Here is a 22,273-nt window from a genome sequence, read left to right on the forward strand (position 1 = left end):
AACACTTAACATGTTAAATAATAGCCACCTTCCATGAGCACCACCCCCTTCGTTCACCGCAACCTGCCGCGCCTTCTGCTGCAGGCGCGCGAGGCCGTCATGGCCCACACCCGGCCCAGCCTGCGCGAGCATGCGCTGTCGGATCAGCAGTGGCGCGTGCTGCGCGTGCTCGGCGAGCACGGCGCTGTCGAAACCGGCCGCGTGGCGCGCGAAGCCTTCATCCTCGGCCCCAGCCTGACCGGCGTGCTCGCGCGCATGGAGCGCGACGGCCTGGTTCGGCGCGCCCGCGATCCGGACGACCAGCGCCGCACGGTGATCGAGGCCACGCCCCAGGGCAAGAAGCTCGTGAAGCGGCTTTCCACCACCATCGAGGCGCACTACGCATGGCTCGAGGCGTCCATGGGCAAGGCCAAGCTCGGCGAGCTGTATGTGCTGCTCGATCAACTCATCGCACTGGAGCAACCATGAGCTTCGTTCCGCAGGGCACGGTGTACGGCGTGCTGCTCAACTTCAAGGCGGAAGCCGAAGCGCTGGCGCCGCAGATGAGCCTGCCGCCCTACAAGGCGCCGCCGCAAGCACCCGTGCTGTACGTGAAGACGGCCAACACCTGGAGCCCGCACGGCAGCACAGTCACGCTGCCGCGCGATGCAGCGCAGGTCGAAGTCGGCGCCACGATTGCGATGGTGATCGGTGCCCAGGGCAGCGTCGCCGGCCATGTGCTGATGAACGACTTCTCGCTGCCGCACGCGAGCTTCTTCCGGCCGCCGGTCAAATACAAATGCGTCGACGGTTTCCTGGGCATCGGCCCGGCGCTGCGTGTCGGCGGCGATCCGTCCGGGTTCTCGCTCGAAGTGCGGATCAACGGCGAGACGCGCCACACGGCCGACTTCTCGCAACTGGTTCGCAGCGCGCCGCAATTGCTGGCCGACGTGAATGCCTTCATGACGCTGGCACCCGGCGATGTGCTGATGCTGGGCTGCAATGCGGGCCGCCCGATGGCGCAGGCCGGTGACCGCATCGAGATCGTGGCGCCAGGCTTCGAGACATTGCGCAACACGCTGGTGCAGGAGGCCGCATGAAGCACGCACGCGTCATCTACGAAGGCCGCGAACATACCGGCACCGCCCACGAATTCGGCGGCCATCCCGACGCGGCCGTGCGCCTCGACGACGGCCGCGTCGTGTTCCAGGACTTGCTCACCTGGCTGCCGCCGCTCGCGCCGACGCCGCGTCCGCGCACCATCCTCGCGCTCGGCCTCAACTACGCCGACCACGCGAAGGAACTCGAATTCAAGGCGCCCGAGGAACCGTTGGTGTTCGTGAAGGGCGAAGGCACGCTGACCGGCCACCGCCAGTTCACGCAGCGCCCGGCCGGCGTGCAGTTCATGCATTACGAGTGCGAGCTGGTCATCGTGGTCGGCAAGACCGCGAAGAAGGTGCGGCGCGACGACGCGTACGACTTCATCGGCGGCTACACGGTCGCCAACGATTACGCGATCCGCGACTACCTCGAGAACTGGTACCGCCCCAACCTGCGCGTGAAGAACCGCGACACCTGCACGCCGATCGGGCCGTGGTTCGTCGATGCGGCCGACGTGCCCGATCCGATGGCGCTTGCCCTTTCGACCACCGTGAACGGCAAGGTCACGCAATCGGGCAACACGCGCGACATGATTTTTGACGCGCCGTTCCTGATCGAGTATTTCAGCCGCTTCATGACGCTCTCGCCGGGCGACCTGATCCTCACCGGCACACCCGACGGCGTGGTCGATTGCCAGCCGGGCGACGTGATCGTCACCGAGATCGAAGGTATCGGCGCGCTCGTGAACACCATTCAAGGAACCCCATGAGAATCGACCACTTGATCGACGGCAAGGCCGTTGCCGGCACCGACTACTTCGAGACCGTGAACCCCGCGACGCAGGAGGTGCTGGCCGAAGTGGCCTCGGGCGGCGAAGCCGAAGTGAACGCCGCCGTGGCCGCCGCCAAGGAAGCCTTCCCGAAATGGGCCGGCATGCCGGCGCCGCAGCGCGCCAGGCTGATCCGCAAGCTCGGCGAGCTGATCGCGGCCAACGTGCCGGCCATCGCGCAAACCGAGACCGACGATTGCGGCCAGACCATCTCGCAGACCGGCAAGCAACTGGTGCCGCGCGCAGCCGACAACTTCACCTACTTCGCCGAGATGTGCACCCGTGTCGACGGCCACACCTACCCGACCGAGACGCATCTCAACTACACGTTGTTTCATCCGGTCGGTGTCTGCGCGCTGATCTCGCCGTGGAACGTGCCGTTCATGACGGCGACCTGGAAGGTCGCGCCCTGCCTCGCGTTCGGCAACACGGCGGTGCTCAAGATGAGCGAGCTGTCGCCGCTCTCCGCAGCACGGCTCGGCGAGCTGGCGCTCGAAGCCGGCATTCCGCCCGGTGTGCTGAACCTGGTGCATGGCTACGGCAAGGAGGCCGGCGAGCCGCTGGTCGCACATCCCGACGTGCGCGCGATCTCGTTCACCGGCTCCACCGCCACGGGCAACCGCATCGTGAAGAGCGCGGGCCTCAAGAAGTTCAGCATGGAGCTCGGCGGAAAGAGCCCGTTCGTGGTCTTCGACGACGCGGATCTCGACCGCGCGCTGGACGCGGCGGTGTTCATGATCTTCAGCAACAACGGCGAGCGTTGCACGGCGGGCTCGCGCATCCTGGTGCAGAAGTCGATCTATGCCGACTTCGCCGCGAAGTTCGCGGCGCGTGCAAAGCGCATCACCGTTGGCGACCCGCTCGACGAGAAGACAATCGTCGGCCCGATGATTTCACAGGCGCATCTGGCCAAGGTGCGCAGCTACATCGATCTGGGCCCGAAGGAAGGCGCGACGCTGCTGTGCGGTGGGCTCGGCACGCCCGAACTGCCCGATCGTGTGAAGCGCGGCAACTACGTGCTGCCGACGGTGTTCGCCGATGTCGACAACCGCATGCGGATCGCACAAGAAGAAATCTTCGGCCCGGTGGCCTGCCTGATTCCGTTCGACGACGAGGCCGATGCGATCCGTCTGGCCAACGACATCCAGTACGGCCTCTCGAGTTACGTGTGGACGGAGAACATCGGCCGCGCACATCGCGTCGCTGCTGCGGTGGAGGCCGGCATGTGCTTCGTCAACAGCCAGAACGTGCGCGACCTGCGCCAGCCCTTCGGCGGTACCAAGGCCTCGGGCACGGGGCGCGAAGGGGGCACCTGGAGCTACGAGGTGTTCTGCGAGCCGAAGAACGTTGCGGTGTCGATGGGTTCGCACCATATTCCGCATTGGGGGGTCTGAGATGAGCCTCTGCTTTTCGCTTGAGCGGGTTGAGCGTCGGGCGCTTTGTTCAGGGCGCGCTCACGCCGACGGGGTACCTTGCTCCGCGAATGTCCCCCGGCCTGCGGCCTCCTCCTTTATTTCGCTGCGCAAGGCACCCCATCGACGTGATCGTTATCCAGAGCGGTCGTTGATCGACGGTACACCCACAGCGTGCCCTGGTGCACAGGGCATCGGGTACTCCCCGCAGCGAAATAAAGGAGGAGGCCGCAGGCCGGGGGACATTCGCGGAGGGGAGTACCCGGTGGCCTGTGCACGCGCCCCGAAAGAAGATACAAAGTTCCTGCAATGAGCCTTTACGCCATGCAGAAATTCCTGTTCGCACTCAACCGCGACGCCAATGTGCAGCGCCGGTACAGCGAAGGCAGCGACACACGTGCCGCGTTGCTGGCTGCCTATGACTTCACCGACGAAGAGCGTGAAGCCATCGACGCGGGCGACATCGGCAAGCTCTACGTGCTGGGCTGCAATGGGCAACTGCTGATGCACTTTGCACCACTGCTCGGTATGCCGTGGGCCGACTACCTCGAAGCCATGCGGGAAGGCGTTCGCAAATACGGCCCGGTGCGCGCAGGAATTTATGCCATGACAACGGGCACGGACGAAAAGGTGGCCGGCGTATGAGTCTCGTATTCGCAGGCGTTTGCAGTCACGCCCCCGGCATCACCGGCCGCGCACACCTAGCCGACCCGGCAGTCAAGGATGCGTTCCATGCGCAGTTCCATCGCTTCGGCGAAGCAATGCGCGCGACCAAGCCTGACGCCGTGATCGTGATCGCGGCCGAGCACTTCGCCAACTTCTTCATGAACAACATGCCCGCCTATGCGATCGGCATGGCCGATCGCTACGAAGGGCCGATCGAAGACCCCGCCTGGCTCGGCATCGCGAAGACTTCCGTGCCCGGCAATGCCGCGCTGTCGCAGCGCCTGATCCGCGAGGTGATGCAAACGGTCGACGTGGCGTATGCGGAGGAATGGAAGTTCGACCACGGCATCATGGTGCCGCTCAACTTCCTCACGCCGAAATACGACCTGCCGGTGATCCCGGTCAACATCAACTGCCAGGGGCCACCGCTCACGCCGCTGCACCGGGCCTGGGCCTTCGGCGAGGCGCTGCGCCGCGCCTGCGATGCGGCGCCGGAGCGCATTGCGCTGGTCGGCACCGGCGGCATCTCGCACTGGCCGGCGACGCCCGACTCGGGCAAGATCAACGAAGCCTGGGACGCTGCCTTCATGCAACACTGGTGCGCGAACGACCGCGCTGGCATGCTGGGCTATACCGATGAGGCCACCTACCGCGAAGCGGGCCAGGGCGGTTTCGAGATCCGCACCTTCGTCGCCGTGGCTGCCGCAGCACGCGGGCGCGGCGAGATCTTTCACATGAAAGCGATTCCGATTTTCGCGGTGAGCTGCACGGCCGCCACGATGTCGGTGGAGTAACGCACATGCCCCATCTGGTCATCCTCTACACACCGAACCTCGAAACGCAGACCGACATGTCGATCTTGTGCCGCACGCTGGCCGACACCATGCTGGCGCAGCGGGACGAGGCCGGCAAGCAGGTGTTCCCGACCGGCGGCACGCGCGTGCTGGCCTACCCAGCCGCGCACTATGCGGTGGCCGACGGCCACGCGGACTATGCCTTCGTCTACCTGAACCTGCGCATGGCCGCGGGTCGCTCCGGCGCGGTCAAGACGACCGTGGGCGACGCCCTGCTGGCGAGCGCCAAGGAACACTTCGACCCGCTGTTCCCAAAACGGCTGCTCGGTGTGACACTGCAGATCGACGAGGCGCCGGGCCAGGTCTACGACGGCAAGCACAACAACCTGCATCCCCTGTTCAACCCCTAGCCCATGCTCTCCAACAGCGTCATCCAGCAACTTGCGGCCGAGCTGCACCACAGCGAGCAGTCGCGCGTGCAGGTCGAGCATTTCTCCAAACGCCATCCGGAGATGACGGTCGAAGACGGCTACGCGGTCTCGCGCGAATGGGTCAAGACCAAGCTCGCCGAAGGCCGCACCGTCAAAGGCCACAAGATCGGCCTGACCTCGCGCGCGATGCAGCAGGCCAGCCAGATCACGGAGCCCGACTACGGCACCCTGCTCGACGACATGTTCTTCGACCAGGGCGGCGACATCCCGTTCACGCGCTTCATCGCGCCGCGCGTCGAGGTCGAGCTGGCCTTCGTGCTCGGCAAGAAACTCGAAGGCCCGAACGTGACGATCTTCGACGTGCTGGCCGCCACCGACTACGTGGTGCCCGCGATCGAGATCATCGACTCGCGCATCGAGCAGTTCGACCGCCACACCAAGCAGATGCGCAAGGTGTTCGACACCATCGCCGACAACGCGGCCAACGCCGGCATCGTGATGGGCGGGCGGCCGGTCAAGCCCGACGCGGTCGACCTGCGCTGGGTCAGCGCGCTGCTGTACAAGAACGGCGTGATCGAAGAATCGGGCGTGGCGGCAGCCGTGCTGAACCATCCGGCCACTGGCGTCGCCTGGCTCGCCAGCAAGCTCGCCCCCTGGGGCGAATGCCTCGAGGCCGGCGAGGTGGTGCTGGGCGGCTCGTTCACGCGTCCGACCAGCGCCGTGCCGGGCGACACTTTCCACGCCGACTACGGGCCCTTGGGCTCGATCGCCTTCCGTTTCGCCTGAACAGGACTCCACCATGCAAACACCCGTCAACCCCTTCAAGCAAGCCCTGCGCGAAAAGCGCGCACAGATCGGCCTGTGGCTCGGCCTGGCCGACGCCTACAGCGCCGAGATCTGCGCCGGCGCCGGCTTCGACTGGCTGCTGATCGACGGCGAGCACTCGCCCAACGGGCTGCAGAGCATCCTGCAGCAGGCACAGGCCATTGCCGCCTACCCCGGCACGAACGCCATCGCGCGGGTGCCGCTGGGCCACGGCGATGCTGGCACGGCGCTGATCAAGCAGTACCTCGACCTCGGCCTCCAGACCCTGCTGGTGCCGATGGTCGACACGGCCGAGCAGGCCGCCGCGATCGTGCGCGCGATGCGCTATCCGCCGCAGGGCATCCGCGGCATGGGCGGCGCGCGGGCCTCGCGCTGGGGCCGCTACGCCAACTATCCGAAAGAAGCCAACGACCAGGTCTGCCTGCTGCTGCAGGCCGAGACGCGCGAGGCGCTGGCCAACCTCGACGCGATCGCGGCAACCGAGGGCGTGGACGGCATCTTCATTGGTCCGGCCGATCTGTCGGCCTCGCTCGGCCATGTCGGCAACCCCGCCCATGCCGAGGTGCAGGCCGCCATCGCGGACGCGATCGCGCGCATTCAGCGCGCCGGCAAGGCCGCCGGCATCCTGACGCCCGACGAAACGCTGGCGCGCAAATACCTGGATCTGGGCGCCACCTTCGTCGCCGTCGGGCTCGACACGAACCTGCTGATCCGCCACACCACCGCATTGGCCGCGCACTTCAAGTCGGGCGTTGCCGCGGCACCGGTCAGCAAGACCTATTGAGAGCTGCACGTCAGGTAAACGCGGGGACGCAGCAAGGCCTCTTGCTGGAAAAATATCCGCTCGAAACCACTTCTGGAGACACCATGGACACCACCCGCCGCCACATCCTGCAATCGACCGGCGCCGCCACCCTGCTCGCTGCCATCGGCCAGCAGGCCTTTGCACAGGCGCAGATCGAGACGGCCCGGCTCATCACCGGCTTTGCCGCGGGCGGCACGTCCGACACGCTGTGCCGGCGCGTTGCCACCAAGCTCGGCCCGCCCTATGCGAACGCCTGCGTGGTCGAGAACCGCACCGGCGCGGGCGGGCAGATCGCCGTCACCTACGTCAAGGGCCAGCCGGCCGACGGCGCCACCATCCTGCAGACGCCGACCTCGATCCTCACGATCTACCCGCACATCTACAAGAAGCTGCCGTACGACCCGCTGGTGGACCTCACGCCGGTCAGCATCGCCTGCATCTTCGACTTCGGTTTCGCCGTCGGCCCGGCTGTTCCAGCGAGCGTCAAGACGGTGCCCGAATTCCTGGCCTGGGCCAAGGCCAACCCCGCCGGCGCCAACTACGGCTCGCCGGCCGCGGGCTCGACGCCGCACTTCATCGGCGCGCTGCTCGGCAAGAACGCGGGCGTGGAACTCAAGCATGCCGCCTATCGCGGCACCCAGCCCGCCATGCTCGACCTGCTGGGCGGCAACGTCTCGGCCGTGTCGGGCCCGATCGGCGACATCACGCAGCATCTGGCCACCGGCAAGGTGCGCATCCTGGGCGTGTCGGGTGCCAAGCGCAGCCGCTTTGCGCCCGACGTGCCGACCTTCGGCGAACAGGGCATCAAGGACATGGCGCACAGCGAGTGGTTCGCGTTCCTGCTGCCGGCCAAGGCTTCGCCCGAAGTCGTGGCGCGCCTGAACACCGCCATGAAGACCGCGCTGGCATCGAAGGACGTGATCGACGGCCTCGGCACCTTCGGCCTGGAAGCCATGTCGTCCACGCCGGGCGAGCTGACCGAGCTGCTCAAGAAAGACACCGCCAAGTGGGCCCCGATTGTCAAACAGGTCGGCTTCACCGCAGAGGGCTAGGCTCGCCCCCAGTCTTCGCGCACTTCGTGTCGCTTCGCCAACCCCCTACCGGGGGCAACACCAGCGGCCCGGCAAAGCCGGTTCCGCGGTGTTCCACGAAAGGAATCCCATGAACACACCCGCCACAGCGTCCCAGTTGATCCATCCCTCCCTCCATCCCGACGAGCGCGCTGCGCGGCTGCAGCTTGCGGCCTGCTACCGCGTGTTCGCGATGCTGGGCTGGACGGAGATGATCTACAACCACATCACGGTGCGGTTGCCCGACAGCGTGACGGGCGGTGCCAAGCAGTTCCTCATCAATCCCTTCGGCCTGCACTACAGCGAGGTGACGGCAAGCAACCTGCTGAAGATCGACCTCGAGGGCAAGGTGCTCGACGGCGGCGCGTACCCGGTCAACCCGGCCGGCTTCACCGTGCACGCAGCCATCCACGACGGGCTGCCCGATGCGCACTGCGTCATGCACACCCACACCACGGCCGGCGTGGCCGTGGCCTGCCTGCAGGGCGGCCTGCAGCAGACCAATTTCTACACCGCGCAGTTGCACGGCATGGTGGCGTACCACGACTTCGAGGGCATCACGATCCATGCCGACGAAGGGCCGCGCCTGCTCAAAAGCATGGGCAACAAGCCGGCCGTGATCCTGCGCAACCACGGCCTGCTGGCCTGGGGCCGGACGCTGCCGCAGACCTTTGCGATCCTGTGGACGCTGCAACGCGCCTGCGAGATCCAGATGGCGACCTTTTCGATGGGCGCCGCGATCCCGGTCAGCGATGAAGTGGCGCAGCGCTGCACGCATGACTCGCTGCAGTTCAACCCGGACCACGGTGCGGGCCAGGACATGTTCGACGCGCTGGTGCGGCAGGTCGACCGTATCGACGACAGCTACAGGCACTGAACGATGAGAGTCTGCATCTACGGCGCCGGCGCGATCGGTGGCTGGATCGGCGTCGCGCTGGCCCAGGCCGGCGAACGCCTCAACGTGGTGGCACGCGGCGCCACGCTCGAAGCACTGCAGCGCGACGGCCTGTCGCTGATGCGGGGCGACGTCCGCACCCGCGTGCCCGTGAACGCGGTGGCCGACCCGGCCGAGCTCGGCGAGCAGGATCTGGTGGTCGTGGCCGTGAAGGCGCCCGCGCTGGCCGGCGTGGCCGCACGCATCGGCCCGCTGCTCGGGCCCGACACCATCGTGCTGGTCGCAATGAATGGCGTGCCATGGTGGTTTCTGCAGGGCGGCTTCGGCGGCGCGCTGGCCGGCACCCGACTCGCGACGGTCGACCCCGAAGGCGCAATCGCCGCCGCCATTCCCGACCGGCATGTGATCGGCGGCGTGGTGCATGCGAGCTGCTCGCTCGATGGGCCCGGCGTGGTGCGGCACCACTTCGGCAACGGGCTGATCATCGGCGAGCCCTCGGGCGAGGCGACGGCGCGCGTCAAGCAACTGCTCGCGCTGTTCACGCGTGCCGGCATCGACACCAAGCTGTCGGCACAGATCCAGAAAGACGTGTGGTTCAAGCTCTGGGGCAACATGACGGTGAACCCCGTAAGCGCCCTCACCGGCGCCGCCACCGACCGGATCATGGGCGACGAGTTGCTGCTGGGGTTCATCTCGGCCGTGATGCTCGAAGCCAAGGAGATCGGCGCGCGCATCGGCATCACCATCACCGACAGCCCGGAGGACCGCCATGCCGTGACGCGCAAGCTCGGCGCGTTCAAGACCTCGATGCTGCAGGACGTGGAAGCCGGCCGCGCCGTGGAGCTCGACGCGCTGGTGGGTGCGGTGCGCGAACTGGGCCAGCTCACGAAGGTGCCCGCACCCTTCACCGACGCACTGCTGGGCCTGGCCCGGGTGCAGGCACGGCAGCTCGGCCTGTACTGACCCGCTGGTGAAGGCCCGCCCGCCCCCTGCTCCCGAGGCCATCTGGCCGTTGTGCCTTGCGATCGCACAACGACATCGAAGCGGTATGGATGCGGTCGACGTGCCAGCAGGCGTGGTGTGGCATGAAGCCACCGGCCATGCGCTGCAGGGCGATCACGATCCAGGCGCGCAGGCGCTCTTCGATCTGCTCAAGCCGCTGCTCGACGGCTGCCGGCGCGGCGCCGGCTGGGCGGTCGGCCAGCTCGGCCAGAGCCTGGACGGCTGCATCGCGACGCACACCGGCGACTCCTGCTTCGTCAACGGGCCCGAAGGGCTGGTGCATGTACACCGCCTGCGCGCGCTGTGCGATGCCGTGATCGTCGGCGCCGGCACCGCGTCGCTCGACAACCCGCAACTGACGACGCGGCGGGTGCCGGGGCCGAACGCCACGCGCGTGCTGCTCGACCCCTCGCTGCGCGTGCCGGCCTCGGCGCGCATCTTCAACGACGACCTGGCGCCGACCCTGCTGGTGTGCGGAAACGACCGGCGCACCGAAGCCGAGGCCCGCTTCGGCGCCGCGCGCGTCATTGCCGTGGCCCGCCGTACCGACAGCCGCATGCTCGCCCTGCCGGCCGTGGTCGAGGCGCTGCATGCGCGCGGACTGCAACGGCTTTTCGTCGAAGGCGGCGGCATCACGGTGTCGGAGTTCGTGCGGCAAGACTGCCTCGACCGCCTGCACCTGATCCTGGCACCAGTGCTGATCGGCGGCGGCCAGCGCGGCCTGACGGTGCAGCCCGCGACCGCGATGCGTGATGCCCTGCGGCCACCGGCACGCACCTTTGCGCTTGGCGGCGACGTGCTGTGGGATCTGGACTTGCGCGCTGCGCCGATGCCGAACCCGCAGCCCTAAGGCAGCCAGGCCTGCACGTCGGTGTGCCCGACCTGAAGGCGCAACGTGTCTAGCTGGGCGAGCTTGCGCGCCTGCCAATGCCTTGCGCGTTCGGCCAGCGCGGGCGCCTGCTCGGCGGCCGCGGCGGCGATGCCTTCGACCATGGCCTGCAACATCGCAAGGTCGGCCATGCCCCGGCTCCCGTCGACCTGCCAGTCGGTCGCGGTGCGGGTGACCCGGTAGCCGGCCGCCGCGAGGCGATCCGCGGCCCGGCCAGCCGCGGCGCCGCCGAGCGCCGGGCCAAAGCCCTTGTCGCGCTGCTGGTGAGCGTGGAACTGCGCGAGCACCAGCGCGTCGTCCGGATCCCAAGGCGTCCACGTGATCCGGTCGTCGACGGTCAGCGCCCACCAGACGGCTGCGCCGGCCTCGCTGCAGCGCGCCACCAGCGCGTCGAGCCAGGCTGCGGACACGAGATCGAGCAAGGCCGAGGCCGTGACCAGGTGCACGCCCTCGAGCGGTACGGTGTCGAGTCCGTGGGCCAGATCGGCCTCGCAACGCTCGATCTCGATGCGCAGGCCGTCGCCGCCTTCGATCACCAGCAAGGCCTCGCGCTGCTGCAACCGCAGGCCGTGCGCGGCGGCCCACGGCGCGAGCGCATCGGGCAGCGCGGCCAGCAGTTGCGGGTCGTGGTCGACCAGGCGCCAGTGCTGCAGGCCGCCCAGGCGCGGCGCGATCTCGCGCAAGTTGGCGCCGGTGCCGCTGCCGAGGTCGACCACCTGCAGCGCTTGTCCGCGCGATCCGGCGCGCCGCCCTCGCGCGTGCAACCATTCCGCGTCCGGTGTCGCGGCGCGCGCGGCACGGTCGAACGGCTCGCGCAGCGCCAGCCAGTCGGCGCTGAATCCGCTCATGGCGCGGTGGCCTCGCCGACCTGATGCAGCACGGTGGCGAAGCGAGCGACGGCCTGTGGCCAGGTCGGCAGCTGCGCGCCGGCGGCACGCGCACCGGCCGCCAGCGCGGTGCGCAGACCGGCCTCGTCCATCACACGCTGCAGCGCCGCCTGCAGCGCGGCCGCATCGCCGGGCGGCACCAGCAGGCCCGCAGCGGGCGGTACCGTGTCGGGAATCGCGCCGGCGGCGCAGCTGACGACCGGCAGGCCACGCACGAGTGCCTCGGCCAGCGCCATGCCATAGCCTTCGTGGAAGGACGGCAGCACGAACAGGTCGGCCTGTGCATAAAGCCCGTCGAGCCGGGCGCCATCGACCTCGCCGTGCCAGACGATGCGATCCTGCAGGCCGTGCTGCGCCACCAGCGCCTGCACCGCAGCCACCGCCGCAGCGTCGCGTGCCAGGCTGCCCGCGCAATGCAGCGTCCAGCTTCGATCCGCCAGGCCGGCCAGCGCCTCGATCAGCACTGCGTGGCCCTTGCGGGTGGTGACCGTCGCGACGCAGAGCAGGTACAGCGCCTGCGCGCCGGCACCGCCGCCGGTGGCGAGCGGCGCCGCTTCGGTTCCGGGCTCGATCACCGTCACACGCGACGGCGCCACGCCGAACGCGCCGAGGGCGCGCGCGGTGGACGGACTGGTCACGACGACGTGCCGCGCATGCACCAGTGCGCGCCGTTCGCTGTCGAACAACCGGTGGCGCACGTCGTCCGGCAGGCCGGCCTCGAACGACAACGGGTGGTGCACCAGCGCCACCCAGCGCAGGCGCCGGGCGTGCGCTTCGACCAGTTCGGGCAACGCGCCGAACGCGAGCCCGTCGGCCACCACCAAGGCGTGGTCGGGCAGCGCGGCGATCACGTCACGCGCCCGATCGAGCGTGGCGGCATCCGGCAGCGGAAACGCATCGCCCGGCGACCGCACGTCGACCGCCCAACCCGCGCCTCGCAGGCCGGCCGCGATGCGCCGGTCGTAACCATAGCCGCCGGTGGCCGCATTCCAGTCGCCGGGCACGAGGAAGAAGCAGGCCGCGGTCATGCAGACTCAGCGCGGATCGAGCGCCGGCATCGGCCCTTCGTAGGCCGCCCATGCCACGTGCGACTCGTGGAGCCGCACCCGCAGCGAGGCCAGTCCGCCGGCATGCGGACCAAGTTCGCCGGCGGCACTGCGCGCGGCGATGCGGTCGAAGATGACGCGCGCCATGAACTCGGTCGTGGTGTTGCGGCCTTCGAACGCCGGCTCGTCGTCGAGGTTGCGCAGGTTCAGCTCGCCCAGCACGCTGCGCAGCACGTCGGTGGCGCGCGCGATGTCGACCACCATGCCGTCGACGTCCAGCGCCGCACGGCGGAATTCCACGTCGACCACATAGGTGGCGCCGTGCAGCCGCTGGGCCGGCCCGAAGGCCTCGCCGCGGAAGCTGTGGGCAATCATGAAGTGGTCGCGGACATTGACGCTGTACATGGTTTCCTTTTCACAGACTGGGGGCGAGCTTCATAGGTAATCGATGCGCTGGCACAGCGTGTCGGGCGCACCGGCCGCCAGCCGCGCCAGCACCGCCGGCAGTTCGTCGAAAGGCGCGGTGTCGGTGATGAGCGCGTCGAGCACTGGATCGCACAGCAGCGTGAGCGCGAGCGCCATGCGCCGGTCGTGGCTCCAGCGGCTGCGCTGCGCGCTGGCCACCTGCCCGACCTGCGAGCTGCGCAGCGTCAACCGGCGCGCGTGGAATGCCTCGCCGAGCGGCAACGACACGGCGCGCTGGCCGTACCAGCTGAGTTCCAGCACGGTCGCCTCGAAGGCGGCCAGCCCGAGCGCGGTCACCAGCCCGGCAGGCTGGCCGCTGGCATGCACCACCAGGTCGGCGTCGCGGGTGGCTGCGTCCGGGGTCGCGAACCGGAGCCCGAGCTGCGCGGCGACGCGCGCCCGCGGCCGGTGCGTGTCGATCAGCTCGACCTGGCAGCCCGGCAAGCGGGCGGCCAGCCAGGCCACCAGCAAGCCGACCACGCCGCCGCCGACCACCGCGATGCGGTCGCCGAGCCGCGGCGCGGCGTCCCACAGCGCGTTGACGGCCGTCTCCATGTTGGCCGCCAGCACCGCACGCGCGGCCGGCAGGCCATCGGGCAAGGGGTGCACGGCCGTTGCCGGCACCACGTAGCGCGTCTGGTGCGGATGGAGGCAGAACACCGTCTTCCCCAACAGATCTGCGGCGCCGTCCTCGACCACGCCGACACTGGCGTAGCCGTACTTCACCGGCGCCGGAAACTCGCCGGCCTGGAACGGTGCCCGCATGCGGGCGAATTCGCTGGGTGGAACTTCGCCGCGGAACACCAGCAGTTCGGTGCCGCGGCTCACGCCGCTGTGCAGGGCGCGCACCTGCACCTGGTTCGCGCCCGGTGCAGGGAGCGTCTCGGAGCGGATCGCCGCCCGGCCGGGCGCCTCGGTCCAGCAGGCACGCGAATCCCCGGAGGCGACGCGGGACTGAATTGCTGGCATGCTGCTTTGGATAGTGATGCCGACCGATCTTAAGGCGATGCTTTCAAGCCATGCTTCCCCCCGTCCCGCCGACACAGCCGGCCTGGCCGCGCTGCGGCACGATGCCGCGCGTACCGTGGCAGCGATCGGACTGCTGCTGGCCGGTGCGGCGCTGGCGGCAGCGCAGGCCTGGCTCGGCGGCTGGTATGCGGCGAAGGCGATGGCCGTGTTCGGATTGGGCTGTGCACTCGCGTGGCGGGCACTGCCGGCGCACCGGCCGCATGCGCGCTTCGGGTCGGCCAACGCCGTCACGCTGCTGCGGCTGGCGTTGATCGCCATGCTGGCGGCGAGCATCGGCGAGGCAGCGGCGAGCTCGCCCGCCGGCGCGTGGGCCCTGGTTGCGGTGGCCACGGTGGCGGCGGTGCTCGACGCCGTGGACGGGCCGCTGGCGCGCCGCAGCGGCTCGGCCTCCGCGTTCGGGGCGCGCTTCGACATGGAAACCGATGCGCTGCTGATCCTGGTGTTGTGCGTGCTGGCAGTGCAAACGGACAAGGTGGGCCCATGGATCCTGCTCGCCGGGCTGCTGCGCTACGGCTTCGTCGCCGCCGCCGCGCCCTCGCCCTGGCTGGCGCGTCCGCTGCCGCCGCGCCTGCTGCGCAAGGCGATCTGCGTGGTTCAGACCGTGACGCTCATCGTCTGCCTCGCGCCGTGGGTGGAAGCGTCCGCCGCGCGCTGGATCGCAGGGGCCGGCCTGGCAGCGCTGCTCTACTCGTTCACTTCAGACATCGGCTGGCTGGCACGCCGCCGCCACGCCTGAAGCGCGGCCGTGGCGGCCGGTCAACGACCGAGCAGCACCCGAACCGCCTGCGGCAGCGTCTGCACGTCGGGCATGAAGTGGTCGATGGCGGCGCCCAGCACGACCGCGCAGATCACGGCGCCGAGCAGCGGCTTCCAGGTCAGCCGCAGCGCGGCCGAGAGCCAGCCCTCGCGCGCCAGCCGCACGGCGGCACGCGCCGACACGTAGGAAAACGCGATCTCCAGCGTGACGGCCAGCAGCACGTCGGAGCCGAAGTAAAGCAGCACCAGCCAGCCGGCGCCGAACACGATGGCGATACCGATCAGGAAGATCGCGAGCACCGGCACCACGACGATGGCGCCCTCGTCGGCGCTGCCGACCGCCTCGAGCGCGCCACCGGCGAGGTCGCCGAGGCCGGTGCCGTCGGCATGGGCCAGGTCGGCATAGCCGGTGTCGAAGCCGTGGTCGCTGCCGCCGCCGGAAACATCGGGCATGTCGACATCGGGATTGAAATGCGTGCGGTCTTGCGCCAGCCGCTGCGCCCACCAGCGCAGGATCAGCAGGTAGGCGATGTAGCCGACGCCCAGCGTGAACAGGTAGCGCACAGCCAGCGAGTGGGTGCCGAAGCGCATGACCAGGCTGGACACGCCCCACATCAGCAACAGCGTGAAGGTGCCGATCAGGAGGCCGTAGGCACGCAGGCTGTGGCGCCGGTGCAGATCGCGCTCGAACGCGCTTTCCCACAGCTTGACCGAGCGCCAGTTCGACAGGACTTTCATGCGGCGGCCGTGGCGAACATCACGCAATCACCGTCGGCACGCGCAGCGCGAGCGCGCACATGAGCTCGTAGCCCACCGTGCCGGCGGCCCGCGCCACCTCGTCGATCGGCAGCACGGCGCCGTTGACGGCCGAGCGGCCCCACAACGTGACCTCGCTGCCGAAACCGGCGTCGGGCACGGGCGTGAGGTCGACCGTGATCATGTCCATGCTCACGCGCCCGACCATGCGCGTGCGCACGCCGTTCACCAGCACCGGTGTGCCGGTGTGGGCGTGGCGCGGATAGCCGTCGGCATAGCCGACCGCCGCGACGCCGATGCGCATCGGCGCCTCGGCCGCAAAGCTGGAGCCGTAGCCGACCAGCGCGCCCGCCGCCAGCGTCTGGATGCCGATGAGCTTGCTGGCGAGCGTCATGGTCGGCTGCAACTGCCAGTGCGCCGCGTCGTGTTCGGGAAAGTCGGGTGCGCTGCCGTACAACGCAATGCCGGGGCGCACCCAGTCGGCCCGCGTGCTGTCGGCATGGCGCAACAGTGCGGCGCTGTTGGCAATGGAACGCTCGCCGGGCAAATCTTCGGTGGCCTGCTGGAAGGCGGCGACCTGCGCCGCGATGCCGCGCGAACCGTCGGCGTCGCTGAAGTGCGTCACCAGCGAAATCTCGTCGACCTGCGGCAGCGCGTTCAACCGGGTCCAGGCCGCGCGGTAGCGCTCGGGCGTGAAGCCGAGCCGGTTCATGCCCGAGTTCATCTTCAGGAACACGCGCTGCGGCTGCTGGGTCTTGTGCGCGGCCAGCATGTCGATCTGCTCGTCGCAATGCACCGTGTGCCAGAGGTCGAGCCGCGAGCACAGCTCGAGGTCGCGCGCGTCGAACACGCCTTCGAGCAGCAGCACCGGCCCGCGCCAGCCGAGGGCGCGAACGCGCTCGGCCTCGGCCAGATCGAGCAGCGCAAAGCCGTCGGCGCCGCGCAGGCCTTCGTAGGCGCGCTCGATGCCGTGGCCGTAGGCGTTGGCCTTGACCACGGCCCAGACCCGCGCGTCGAGCGCGGAGCGGCGCGCACGGTCAAGGTTGTGGCGAAGGGCGTCGGTATGGACGGTGGCGAGGATGGGGCGCGGCATGGTGGAGCGTGGACAAAGGGGAAGGCGAGAAAAACAGCACGTTCGGGCCGCGGGCGAACCCGCACGCGTGCTCCTTATTCTGTCATTTGACCCCATGCTATAACCGCGCATCCGCCCCGGGGCGGAGACCTCTTCCACTATTGCCAGCGGCCCTCACTCCTCTGGCCAGCCAGCCCATCGATGAAGCGCGGTTTCTACACCATCATGTCGGCCCAGTTCTTTTCGTCGGTGGCCGACAACGCGCTTTTCGTCGCCGCCATCGAACTGTTGCGAACCACCGGGGCTCCCGAATGGCAGCGCGCCGCGCTGGTGCCGATCTTCGCCGTCTTCTACGTGGTGCTCGCGCCGCTGGTGGGCGCGTTCTCGGACGCGCTGCCCAAGGGGCAGGTGATGTTCATCAGCAACGCCATCAAGGTGGTCGGCTGCGTGATGATGCTGTTCGGCTCGCACCCGCTGCTGTCGTACGCCATCGTCGGGCTCGGCGCCGCGGCCTACTCGCCGGCCAAGTACGGCATCCTGACCGAACTGCTGCCGGCCTCGCAGCTGGTCAAGGCCAATGGCTGGATCGAGGGCCTGACCATCGCGTCGATCATCCTGGGCATCCTTCTCGGCGGGCAACTGGTCGGCCACATGGTGTCGAGCCATCTCCTGGCGTTCGACCTGCCGATGGTGGACACCGGCGTCGACACCCCGCCCGCTGCCGCCATCAGCGTGCTGATCTTCGTGTACCTGATCGCGGCCTGGTTCAACACCCGCATTCCGCACACCGGCGTCGAGATGCGGCCGCTGCGCTCCAACCCGCGGCACAGCTTCGTGCGCAACCTGTTCGCGCTGCTGCCGGACTTCTGGCACTGCAATTCGCGGCTGTGGCGCGACAAGCTGGGCCAGATCTCGCTCGGCACCACCACGCTGTTCTGGGGCGCGGGCGGCAACCTCAAATACATCGTGCTGGCCTGGGCCTCGCTCGCCCTCGGCTACAACACGGCCCAGGCCACCGCGCTCACCGGCGTGGTGGTGATCGGCACCGCCGTCGGCGCGGTGGTGGCGTCGATGCGCATGAAGCTCGACATGGCAACCCGCGTGATCCCGCTCGGCATCGGCATGGGCCTGTTGATCATCTCGCTGAACTTCATCACCAACCTCTGGGTGGCGATCCCGTTCCTGATCCTGCTGGGCGGGCTCGGCGGTTTTCTGGTGGTGCCGATGAACGCGCTGCTGCAGCACCGCGGCCACAACCTCATGGGCGCAGGCCGCTCCATTGCCGTGCAGAACTTCAACGAGCAGGCCTGCATCCTGCTGCTCGGCGCGTTCTACAGCGCCTGCACCGGGATGGGCCTGTCGGCCTATACCGCGATCACGGCGTTCGGCCTCGTGGTGGCCGGCTTCATGTGGCTGATCAAGCGCTGGCATGAAAGCAACTGCGTGAAATACCCCGAAGAAATCGCGCACCTGCTGGCCATCGCACGCAGCGACAAACACCACTGAGGTGGCGCCCGCACTCGCCCTGCTGCTGAACGCGTTCGTCTGGGGCGTCTCGTGGTTTCCGTTCCGCCAGATCGAAGCCCACGGCGTGCACCCGGTGTGGGCGACGGCGCTGATCTACATCGCGATCGCACTCGCGCTGAGCATGGTGCGCCCGCAGGCGTGGCGCGGCTTCGCGGCCTGGCCCCGGCTCGCGCTGCTCGGGCTCGCTGCCGGCTTCACCAACGTCGGTTTCAACTGGGCCGTGACGCAGGGCGACGTGGTGCGCGTGGTGCTGCTCTTCTATCTGATGCCCCTGTGGAGCGTGCTGCTCGGCTGGGCCTTTCTGGGCGAGCGCCCGACGCCGGGCGCGCTGCTGCGCGTCGCGCTGGCACTGACCGGCGTGGCCGTGGTGCTGAAGGCGCCCGGCGTCGAATGGCCGGTGCCCGCGAGCCTGCCGGACTGGCTGGGCATGGCCGCAGGCTTCAGCTTCGCGGTCGTCAACGTCCTGTTGCGCGACCTGCATGCAGCACCGGGCATGTCGCGCGCGCTCGCCATGTTCGCGGGCTGCGCGGTGGTGGCGGGTGCCACGGCGCTGGCCGCCACCGGCCTGGGCGCGATGGCCGCGCCGGCCATGACACTGGCGAGCGTGGGCTGGCTCGGCTGGGCCGCCGCGCTCGGCCTCGGCCTGGTGCTGGGAAACGTCTGCCTGCAGTACGGTGCCGCGCGGCTGGCCGCGAGCGCCACGGCAGTGATCATGTTGTCGGAAGTGCTGTTCGCCAGTGTGTCGTCGGCCGCACTCGGCGCCGCCACGCTGGACGGGCGCGTGCTGCTGGGCGGTGTGCTGATCGTTGCCGCGGCGGCATGGTCGTCGTTTGCACGAACGCCGGGCTCGGACGATGATCGGCCCCTACCTACCTGAAAGACATGCGATGACCACCGTCTACGACTTCGAAGCCCAGCAGATCGACGGCAAGAAGGTGAAGCTTTCCGCCTACAAGGGCCGGGTGATGCTGATCGTCAACACCGCCAGCAAGTGCGGCTTCACCCCGCAGTTCGCGGGGCTCGAAGAGTTGCACGAGAAATACGCGGAGCAGGGTCTGACGGTGCTGGGTTTTCCGTCCAACCAGTTCGGCGCGCAGGATCCGGGCAGCAACGAGGAGATCGGCGCCTTCTGTACCAAGAACTACGGCGTGAGCTTTCCGATGATGGAGAAGATCGACGTCAACGGCAGCAGCGCCGCGCCGCTCTACCAGTGGCTCACGAAGGAAAAACCCGGCCTGCTGGGCAGCACCGCGATCAAGTGGAACTTCACCAAGTTCCTGCTCGGGCGCGACGGCAAGGTGCTCAAGCGCTATGCGCCGCTCGAAACACCCGCCTCGATGGTGCGCGACATCGAGGCTGCGCTGGCCGGCTGAAAGCCGGGCGCCACCTCAACCCTCAACCCGCCTCCGCCTCGTCGCTGCTCTTCAACAGAAAGCGATGGACCAGGGCGCCGATCGCGGCACCTGCAAGTGGCGCCACCACGAACAGCCAGAGCTGCGACGAGGCCCACGCCGGCCCGAACAGCGCCGGCCCGATGCTGCGCGCCGGATTGACCGACGTGTTGGTCACCGGAATCGAGACCAGGTGGATCAGGGTCAGGCACAGGCCGATGGCAAGGCCCGCGAATCCCGAGGCGGCGGGTTTTGCAGTCGCACCCAGAATCACGATCAGGAACATCGCCGTCATGACCACTTCACAGAGCAGGGCGGCGACAAGGCCGTACTGCCCGGGCGAGTGGATGCCATAGCCGTTCACCGCAAAGCTGCCGATGTCCGCACCCGGGCGCCCGGTCGCAATGAGGTACAGCACGGCCGCCGCGGCACACGCGCCGAATACTTGCGAGATCACATAGCCCGGCAGTGCCGATGCGCGCATCCGGCCGGCGACCACCAGGCCGAACGAGACGGCCGGATTGAAGTGCGCGCCCGAGATCGGCCCGAACGCGTAGGCACCGGTGACCACCGTCAGGCCGAAGGCCAGCGATACGCCAAGAAGCCCGATGCCCAGGCCCGGAAAGGCGGCGGCAAGAACCGCGCTGCCGCAGCCGCCGAGCGTGAGCCAGAAGGTTCCAAGAAACTCGGCTGACCAGATGGAAATGTTTGTTTTGTGCATGGATGCCTCAGCGCTGACAGGGAGAAGATAAGGACAGATGCGCCGTCAGTCGATCGACTTGACGGTTGTTAACAATAGAAAGCGCAAATACGTGCACTTTTCCCTGTGGCGGGTCGGCGAGCGGCTTGTCGAGGGCGCACTCACCTGACGACGTAGCCGGCAAAGCGCCAGGTGCCGTCTTCGTCCCGTCGCATCGACACCAGCTCGGTTCGCGGCGGGTCGGTGCGAAACCGCGTCGCGAACTCGACGCTCGCGTAAAGGCCGGACGGGATCTGGCCGCCGTCGGCGACCTGCTGGCGCCGCACCACCATCCAGTTGCGCTCGACGACCGCGCCCAGAGGCTTGCGGCTGCCGGCAACATTGGCCACGAACTCCTCGCGTTTCGCGAAACGCTTGGTGACGGCCGATGCGCCTTCCCAGAGCCCGGCGATCTGGTCGCGATCGATTGCCTGCGCGATCTGCAATCCTGCATTGGCCAGGGCGTTGGGATCGAGATCGGGGGCCGCAGCCTGCTGCTGTGGCGCCGCCGGCGTCCGCGGGGCGGGCGTCTGGGCGAGCGCCGGGCCGGCCACGACGCACAGCGTGAGTGCCGCGGGCAGCATGAAACGTTTCATTGGATTTCCTTGAGGGTGGGTTGATACGGTGATGTTCGACGGCGCAGGGCCGCCTAGGCGCATCGCGCGCCCACGATGCGACCGCTCGGCTCGACATCCACGGTCAGTCGCGCGGCATCGGATTCGGTATTTTTTTGCGGGTCGTCGATCCGCTGCGCGCGAGCGCGCCGGGCTCCCGTGCGCTGGCGCAGTTCTTCCAGCAGTGGCAGGCTGATTCGCTGGCCCAACGCGAAGCGGCTGCGGGCGGCAAGACAGGCCTCAGGGGCGGCGACAAAGGCCGGCGGCGGCGGAATCTCGGACGACAGCGGCCGCACCTCACCCCGCATCTGGCAGCCGGCTGCCAGCGCGAAAAGCAAGAGGGTGGGGTAACGACGCCAGTCGCCCATGCTGTTCTTACTGCCGCCCGTCCACCACTTCGATTTCGACACGGCGGTTGGGCTGCAGGCAGCTCACCAGCGCAGGGGTTTTCGCGGTGCCCTGGCACTGAGCCACCGGCTGGCGTTCCCCCATGCCTTGCGTACGGATCAGCCGGCGGTCGATGCCGTTTTGCGCCAGCAGCTCGCGCACGCTGTTGGCGCGCGCCAGCGAGAGCGCCGCGTTGTAGCTTTCGGAGCCCAGCCGGTCGGTGTGCCCGGTCACCACGATGCCTTGCAGTTGCTTGGCGTTGCGCTGGATCTCGACGGCCAGCCGCTCGACCTTTGCGCGGCCCTCGGGCAGCAGGTCGCTCACGGCCCCGCCGTCGAAGCGGAACAGGCCGTCGGCACCCAGCGTCACCTTCTGTGCCGGTGCCGGCGCCGGCGCGACCACCACCGGAATCGGCTTGGCCTCCGGCGGATTGACCAGCGCGGCGCATTCGGGGTTCTTCCAGTACATGCCGCTGGTCAGCACGTCCTTGTTGTAGCGCACCATGTACTGGCAGGTGACGTACTCGGGGCCCTTGCCGGTGCGGAAATGGAAGATGTAGTTCCACTCGCGCACACCACCCAGGCCCTCGGTGAAATGCGGCCAGCTCAGCAACTCGCGCACCTGATCCTTGCCCATGCCGGTGCGCATGGCGCGCAACGCCTCCAGGCTCGGGAACGCGCCCTGCTCCCACTTGGCCGTGCTGAGCTTCGGGAAGTCTTCGTCCTTCGGCGGCGGCGGGTTGTCCCTTGCGACGTTGGCCTGCGCCTCGGGCAAGAGGGGGTAGCTCGCGCTGGCGCAGCCGCCGAGCACCAGCACGCACGCAACCAGCGGCGGCAAGGCCCCCAGCGCCATTGCCAGCAACGTCGCCTCCTGTGGTTTTTGATTTTTCATGGTCGAACTCCCCTG

27 protein-coding genes are annotated in these 22,273 nt (G+C 68.6%); 17 read left to right on the forward strand and 10 right to left on the reverse strand.

Features of this window, described 5'->3' with window-relative positions; all coding sequences use genetic code 11:
• Positions 1-33: 33 nt before the first annotated feature.
• The 13 genes from hpaR to QTI05_RS08230 all read left to right on the forward strand — a co-directional run bounded on the left by hpaR (position 34) and on the right by QTI05_RS08230 (position 10,659).
• Entirely contained in the window at positions 34-468 is a 435-nt protein-coding gene (gene hpaR, locus QTI05_RS08170; RefSeq protein ID WP_286540860.1) for a homoprotocatechuate degradation operon regulator HpaR, read from the forward strand.
• Complete coding sequence (locus QTI05_RS08175) at positions 465-1,079, forward strand: fumarylacetoacetate hydrolase family protein (protein WP_286623829.1); 615 nt, start codon at positions 465-467, stop codon at positions 1,077-1,079. The genes hpaR and QTI05_RS08175 overlap by 4 nt, the downstream gene beginning before the upstream one ends.
• Positions 1,076-1,849, forward strand: a complete 774-nt coding sequence (locus tag QTI05_RS08180) for a fumarylacetoacetate hydrolase family protein (RefSeq protein WP_286540856.1) — start codon at positions 1,076-1,078, stop codon at positions 1,847-1,849. The genes QTI05_RS08175 and QTI05_RS08180 overlap by 4 nt, the downstream gene beginning before the upstream one ends.
• Positions 1,846-3,303 (forward strand): 5-carboxymethyl-2-hydroxymuconate semialdehyde dehydrogenase, encoded by a 1,458-nt coding sequence (gene hpaE, locus QTI05_RS08185; RefSeq protein WP_286540855.1) that lies wholly within the window; start codon positions 1,846-1,848, stop codon positions 3,301-3,303. The genes QTI05_RS08180 and hpaE overlap by 4 nt, the downstream gene beginning before the upstream one ends.
• Before the next feature lie 327 nt (positions 3,304-3,630).
• Entirely contained in the window at positions 3,631-3,966 is a 336-nt protein-coding gene (locus QTI05_RS08190) for an aromatic ring-opening dioxygenase subunit LigA (protein ID WP_286623831.1), read from the forward strand.
• Positions 3,963-4,781 (forward strand): DODA-type extradiol aromatic ring-opening family dioxygenase, encoded by an 819-nt coding sequence (locus tag QTI05_RS08195; protein WP_286540853.1) that lies wholly within the window; start codon positions 3,963-3,965, stop codon positions 4,779-4,781. The genes QTI05_RS08190 and QTI05_RS08195 overlap by 4 nt, the downstream gene beginning before the upstream one ends.
• Before the next feature lie 5 nt (positions 4,782-4,786).
• Positions 4,787-5,191 (forward strand): 5-carboxymethyl-2-hydroxymuconate Delta-isomerase, encoded by a 405-nt coding sequence (locus QTI05_RS08200; protein ID WP_286623832.1) that lies wholly within the window; start codon positions 4,787-4,789, stop codon positions 5,189-5,191.
• Between the two features lie 3 nt (positions 5,192-5,194).
• Complete coding sequence (gene hpaH / locus QTI05_RS08205; protein ID WP_286623833.1) at positions 5,195-5,998, forward strand: 2-oxo-hept-4-ene-1,7-dioate hydratase; 804 nt, start codon at positions 5,195-5,197, stop codon at positions 5,996-5,998.
• Between the two features lie 13 nt (positions 5,999-6,011).
• Entirely contained in the window at positions 6,012-6,821 is an 810-nt protein-coding gene (hpaI, locus tag QTI05_RS08210) for a 4-hydroxy-2-oxoheptanedioate aldolase (protein WP_286623835.1), read from the forward strand.
• Between the two features lie 83 nt (positions 6,822-6,904).
• A complete protein-coding gene (locus tag QTI05_RS08215) occupies positions 6,905-7,894 on the forward strand; it encodes a Bug family tripartite tricarboxylate transporter substrate binding protein (protein WP_286623837.1) in 990 nt (329 codons plus the stop codon).
• A gap of 109 nt (positions 7,895-8,003) precedes the next feature.
• Entirely contained in the window at positions 8,004-8,789 is a 786-nt protein-coding gene (locus QTI05_RS08220; protein ID WP_286623839.1) for a class II aldolase/adducin family protein, read from the forward strand.
• A gap of 3 nt (positions 8,790-8,792) precedes the next feature.
• On the forward strand, positions 8,793-9,770 hold the full coding sequence (locus QTI05_RS08225; protein ID WP_286623840.1) for a 2-dehydropantoate 2-reductase: 978 nt from the start codon (positions 8,793-8,795) through the stop codon (positions 9,768-9,770).
• Between the two features lie 85 nt (positions 9,771-9,855).
• Positions 9,856-10,659: a RibD family protein gene (locus QTI05_RS08230; RefSeq protein ID WP_286623841.1), complete on the forward strand. Its 804-nt coding sequence runs from the start codon at positions 9,856-9,858 to the stop codon at positions 10,657-10,659.
• On the opposite strand, the gene QTI05_RS08235 is transcribed toward QTI05_RS08230, so the two are convergent.
• The 4 genes from QTI05_RS08235 to QTI05_RS08250 are packed head-to-tail and all read right to left on the reverse strand — an operon-like array spanning position 10,656 to position 14,065.
• The gene (locus QTI05_RS08235; protein ID WP_286623842.1) at positions 10,656-11,546 is read right to left on the reverse strand and encodes a hypothetical protein; all 891 of its coding nucleotides are present in this window, start codon (positions 11,544-11,546) and stop codon (positions 10,656-10,658) included. The genes QTI05_RS08230 and QTI05_RS08235 overlap by 4 nt on opposite strands.
• Positions 11,543-12,613, reverse strand: coding sequence for a glycosyltransferase family 4 protein (locus QTI05_RS08240; protein WP_286623844.1), 1,071 nt, complete (start codon positions 12,611-12,613; stop codon positions 11,543-11,545). The genes QTI05_RS08235 and QTI05_RS08240 overlap by 4 nt, the downstream gene beginning before the upstream one ends.
• A 6-nt stretch (positions 12,614-12,619) precedes the next feature.
• Complete coding sequence (locus QTI05_RS08245; RefSeq protein ID WP_286623845.1) at positions 12,620-13,036, reverse strand: 6-pyruvoyl trahydropterin synthase family protein; 417 nt, start codon at positions 13,034-13,036, stop codon at positions 12,620-12,622.
• Between the two features lie 30 nt (positions 13,037-13,066).
• Positions 13,067-14,065 (reverse strand): zinc-dependent alcohol dehydrogenase, encoded by a 999-nt coding sequence (locus QTI05_RS08250; RefSeq protein ID WP_286623846.1) that lies wholly within the window; start codon positions 14,063-14,065, stop codon positions 13,067-13,069.
• A gap of 16 nt (positions 14,066-14,081) precedes the next feature.
• Between QTI05_RS08250 and QTI05_RS08255 the strand changes: the two genes are divergently transcribed.
• The gene (locus QTI05_RS08255; RefSeq protein ID WP_286623848.1) at positions 14,082-14,861 is read left to right on the forward strand and encodes a CDP-alcohol phosphatidyltransferase family protein; all 780 of its coding nucleotides are present in this window, start codon (positions 14,082-14,084) and stop codon (positions 14,859-14,861) included.
• Positions 14,862-14,881: 20 nt separating this feature from the next.
• On the opposite strand, the gene QTI05_RS08260 is transcribed toward QTI05_RS08255, so the two are convergent.
• Together QTI05_RS08260 and alr are read right to left on the reverse strand one after the other, a co-directional pair.
• Complete coding sequence (locus tag QTI05_RS08260) at positions 14,882-15,619, reverse strand: hypothetical protein (RefSeq protein ID WP_286623849.1); 738 nt, start codon at positions 15,617-15,619, stop codon at positions 14,882-14,884.
• Between the two features lie 19 nt (positions 15,620-15,638).
• Positions 15,639-16,730 (reverse strand): alanine racemase, encoded by a 1,092-nt coding sequence (alr, locus tag QTI05_RS08265; RefSeq protein ID WP_286540839.1) that lies wholly within the window; start codon positions 16,728-16,730, stop codon positions 15,639-15,641.
• Positions 16,731-16,910: 180 nt separating this feature from the next.
• Between alr and lplT the strand changes: the two genes are divergently transcribed.
• The 3 genes from lplT to QTI05_RS08280 are packed head-to-tail and all read left to right on the forward strand — an operon-like array spanning position 16,911 to position 19,609.
• The gene (gene lplT / locus QTI05_RS08270) at positions 16,911-18,215 is read left to right on the forward strand and encodes a lysophospholipid transporter LplT (RefSeq protein ID WP_286540837.1); all 1,305 of its coding nucleotides are present in this window, start codon (positions 16,911-16,913) and stop codon (positions 18,213-18,215) included.
• 1 nt (position 18,216) lies between these two features.
• Positions 18,217-19,113, forward strand: a complete 897-nt coding sequence (locus tag QTI05_RS08275) for a DMT family transporter (protein WP_286623851.1) — start codon at positions 18,217-18,219, stop codon at positions 19,111-19,113.
• Between the two features lie 10 nt (positions 19,114-19,123).
• Positions 19,124-19,609 (forward strand): glutathione peroxidase, encoded by a 486-nt coding sequence (locus QTI05_RS08280; protein ID WP_286540834.1) that lies wholly within the window; start codon positions 19,124-19,126, stop codon positions 19,607-19,609.
• Between the two features lie 22 nt (positions 19,610-19,631).
• On the opposite strand, the gene aqpZ is transcribed toward QTI05_RS08280, so the two are convergent.
• The 4 genes from aqpZ to QTI05_RS08300 form a co-directional block, all read right to left on the reverse strand.
• On the reverse strand, positions 19,632-20,348 hold the full coding sequence (aqpZ, locus tag QTI05_RS08285; protein WP_286623852.1) for an aquaporin Z: 717 nt from the start codon (positions 20,346-20,348) through the stop codon (positions 19,632-19,634).
• A gap of 140 nt (positions 20,349-20,488) precedes the next feature.
• Complete coding sequence (locus tag QTI05_RS08290) at positions 20,489-20,962, reverse strand: DUF4019 domain-containing protein (protein ID WP_286623854.1); 474 nt, start codon at positions 20,960-20,962, stop codon at positions 20,489-20,491.
• A gap of 53 nt (positions 20,963-21,015) precedes the next feature.
• A complete protein-coding gene (locus tag QTI05_RS08295) occupies positions 21,016-21,390 on the reverse strand; it encodes a hypothetical protein (protein ID WP_286623855.1) in 375 nt (124 codons plus the stop codon).
• The gene (locus QTI05_RS08300) at positions 21,356-22,258 is read right to left on the reverse strand and encodes an OmpA family protein (protein ID WP_286623856.1); all 903 of its coding nucleotides are present in this window, start codon (positions 22,256-22,258) and stop codon (positions 21,356-21,358) included. The genes QTI05_RS08295 and QTI05_RS08300 overlap by 35 nt, the downstream gene beginning before the upstream one ends.
• Positions 22,259-22,273: the final 15 nt, after the last annotated feature.

The organism is Variovorax fucosicus, from assembly GCF_030316825.1.
Classification (GTDB): Bacteria; Pseudomonadota; Gammaproteobacteria; order Burkholderiales; family Burkholderiaceae_C; genus Variovorax; species Variovorax fucosicus.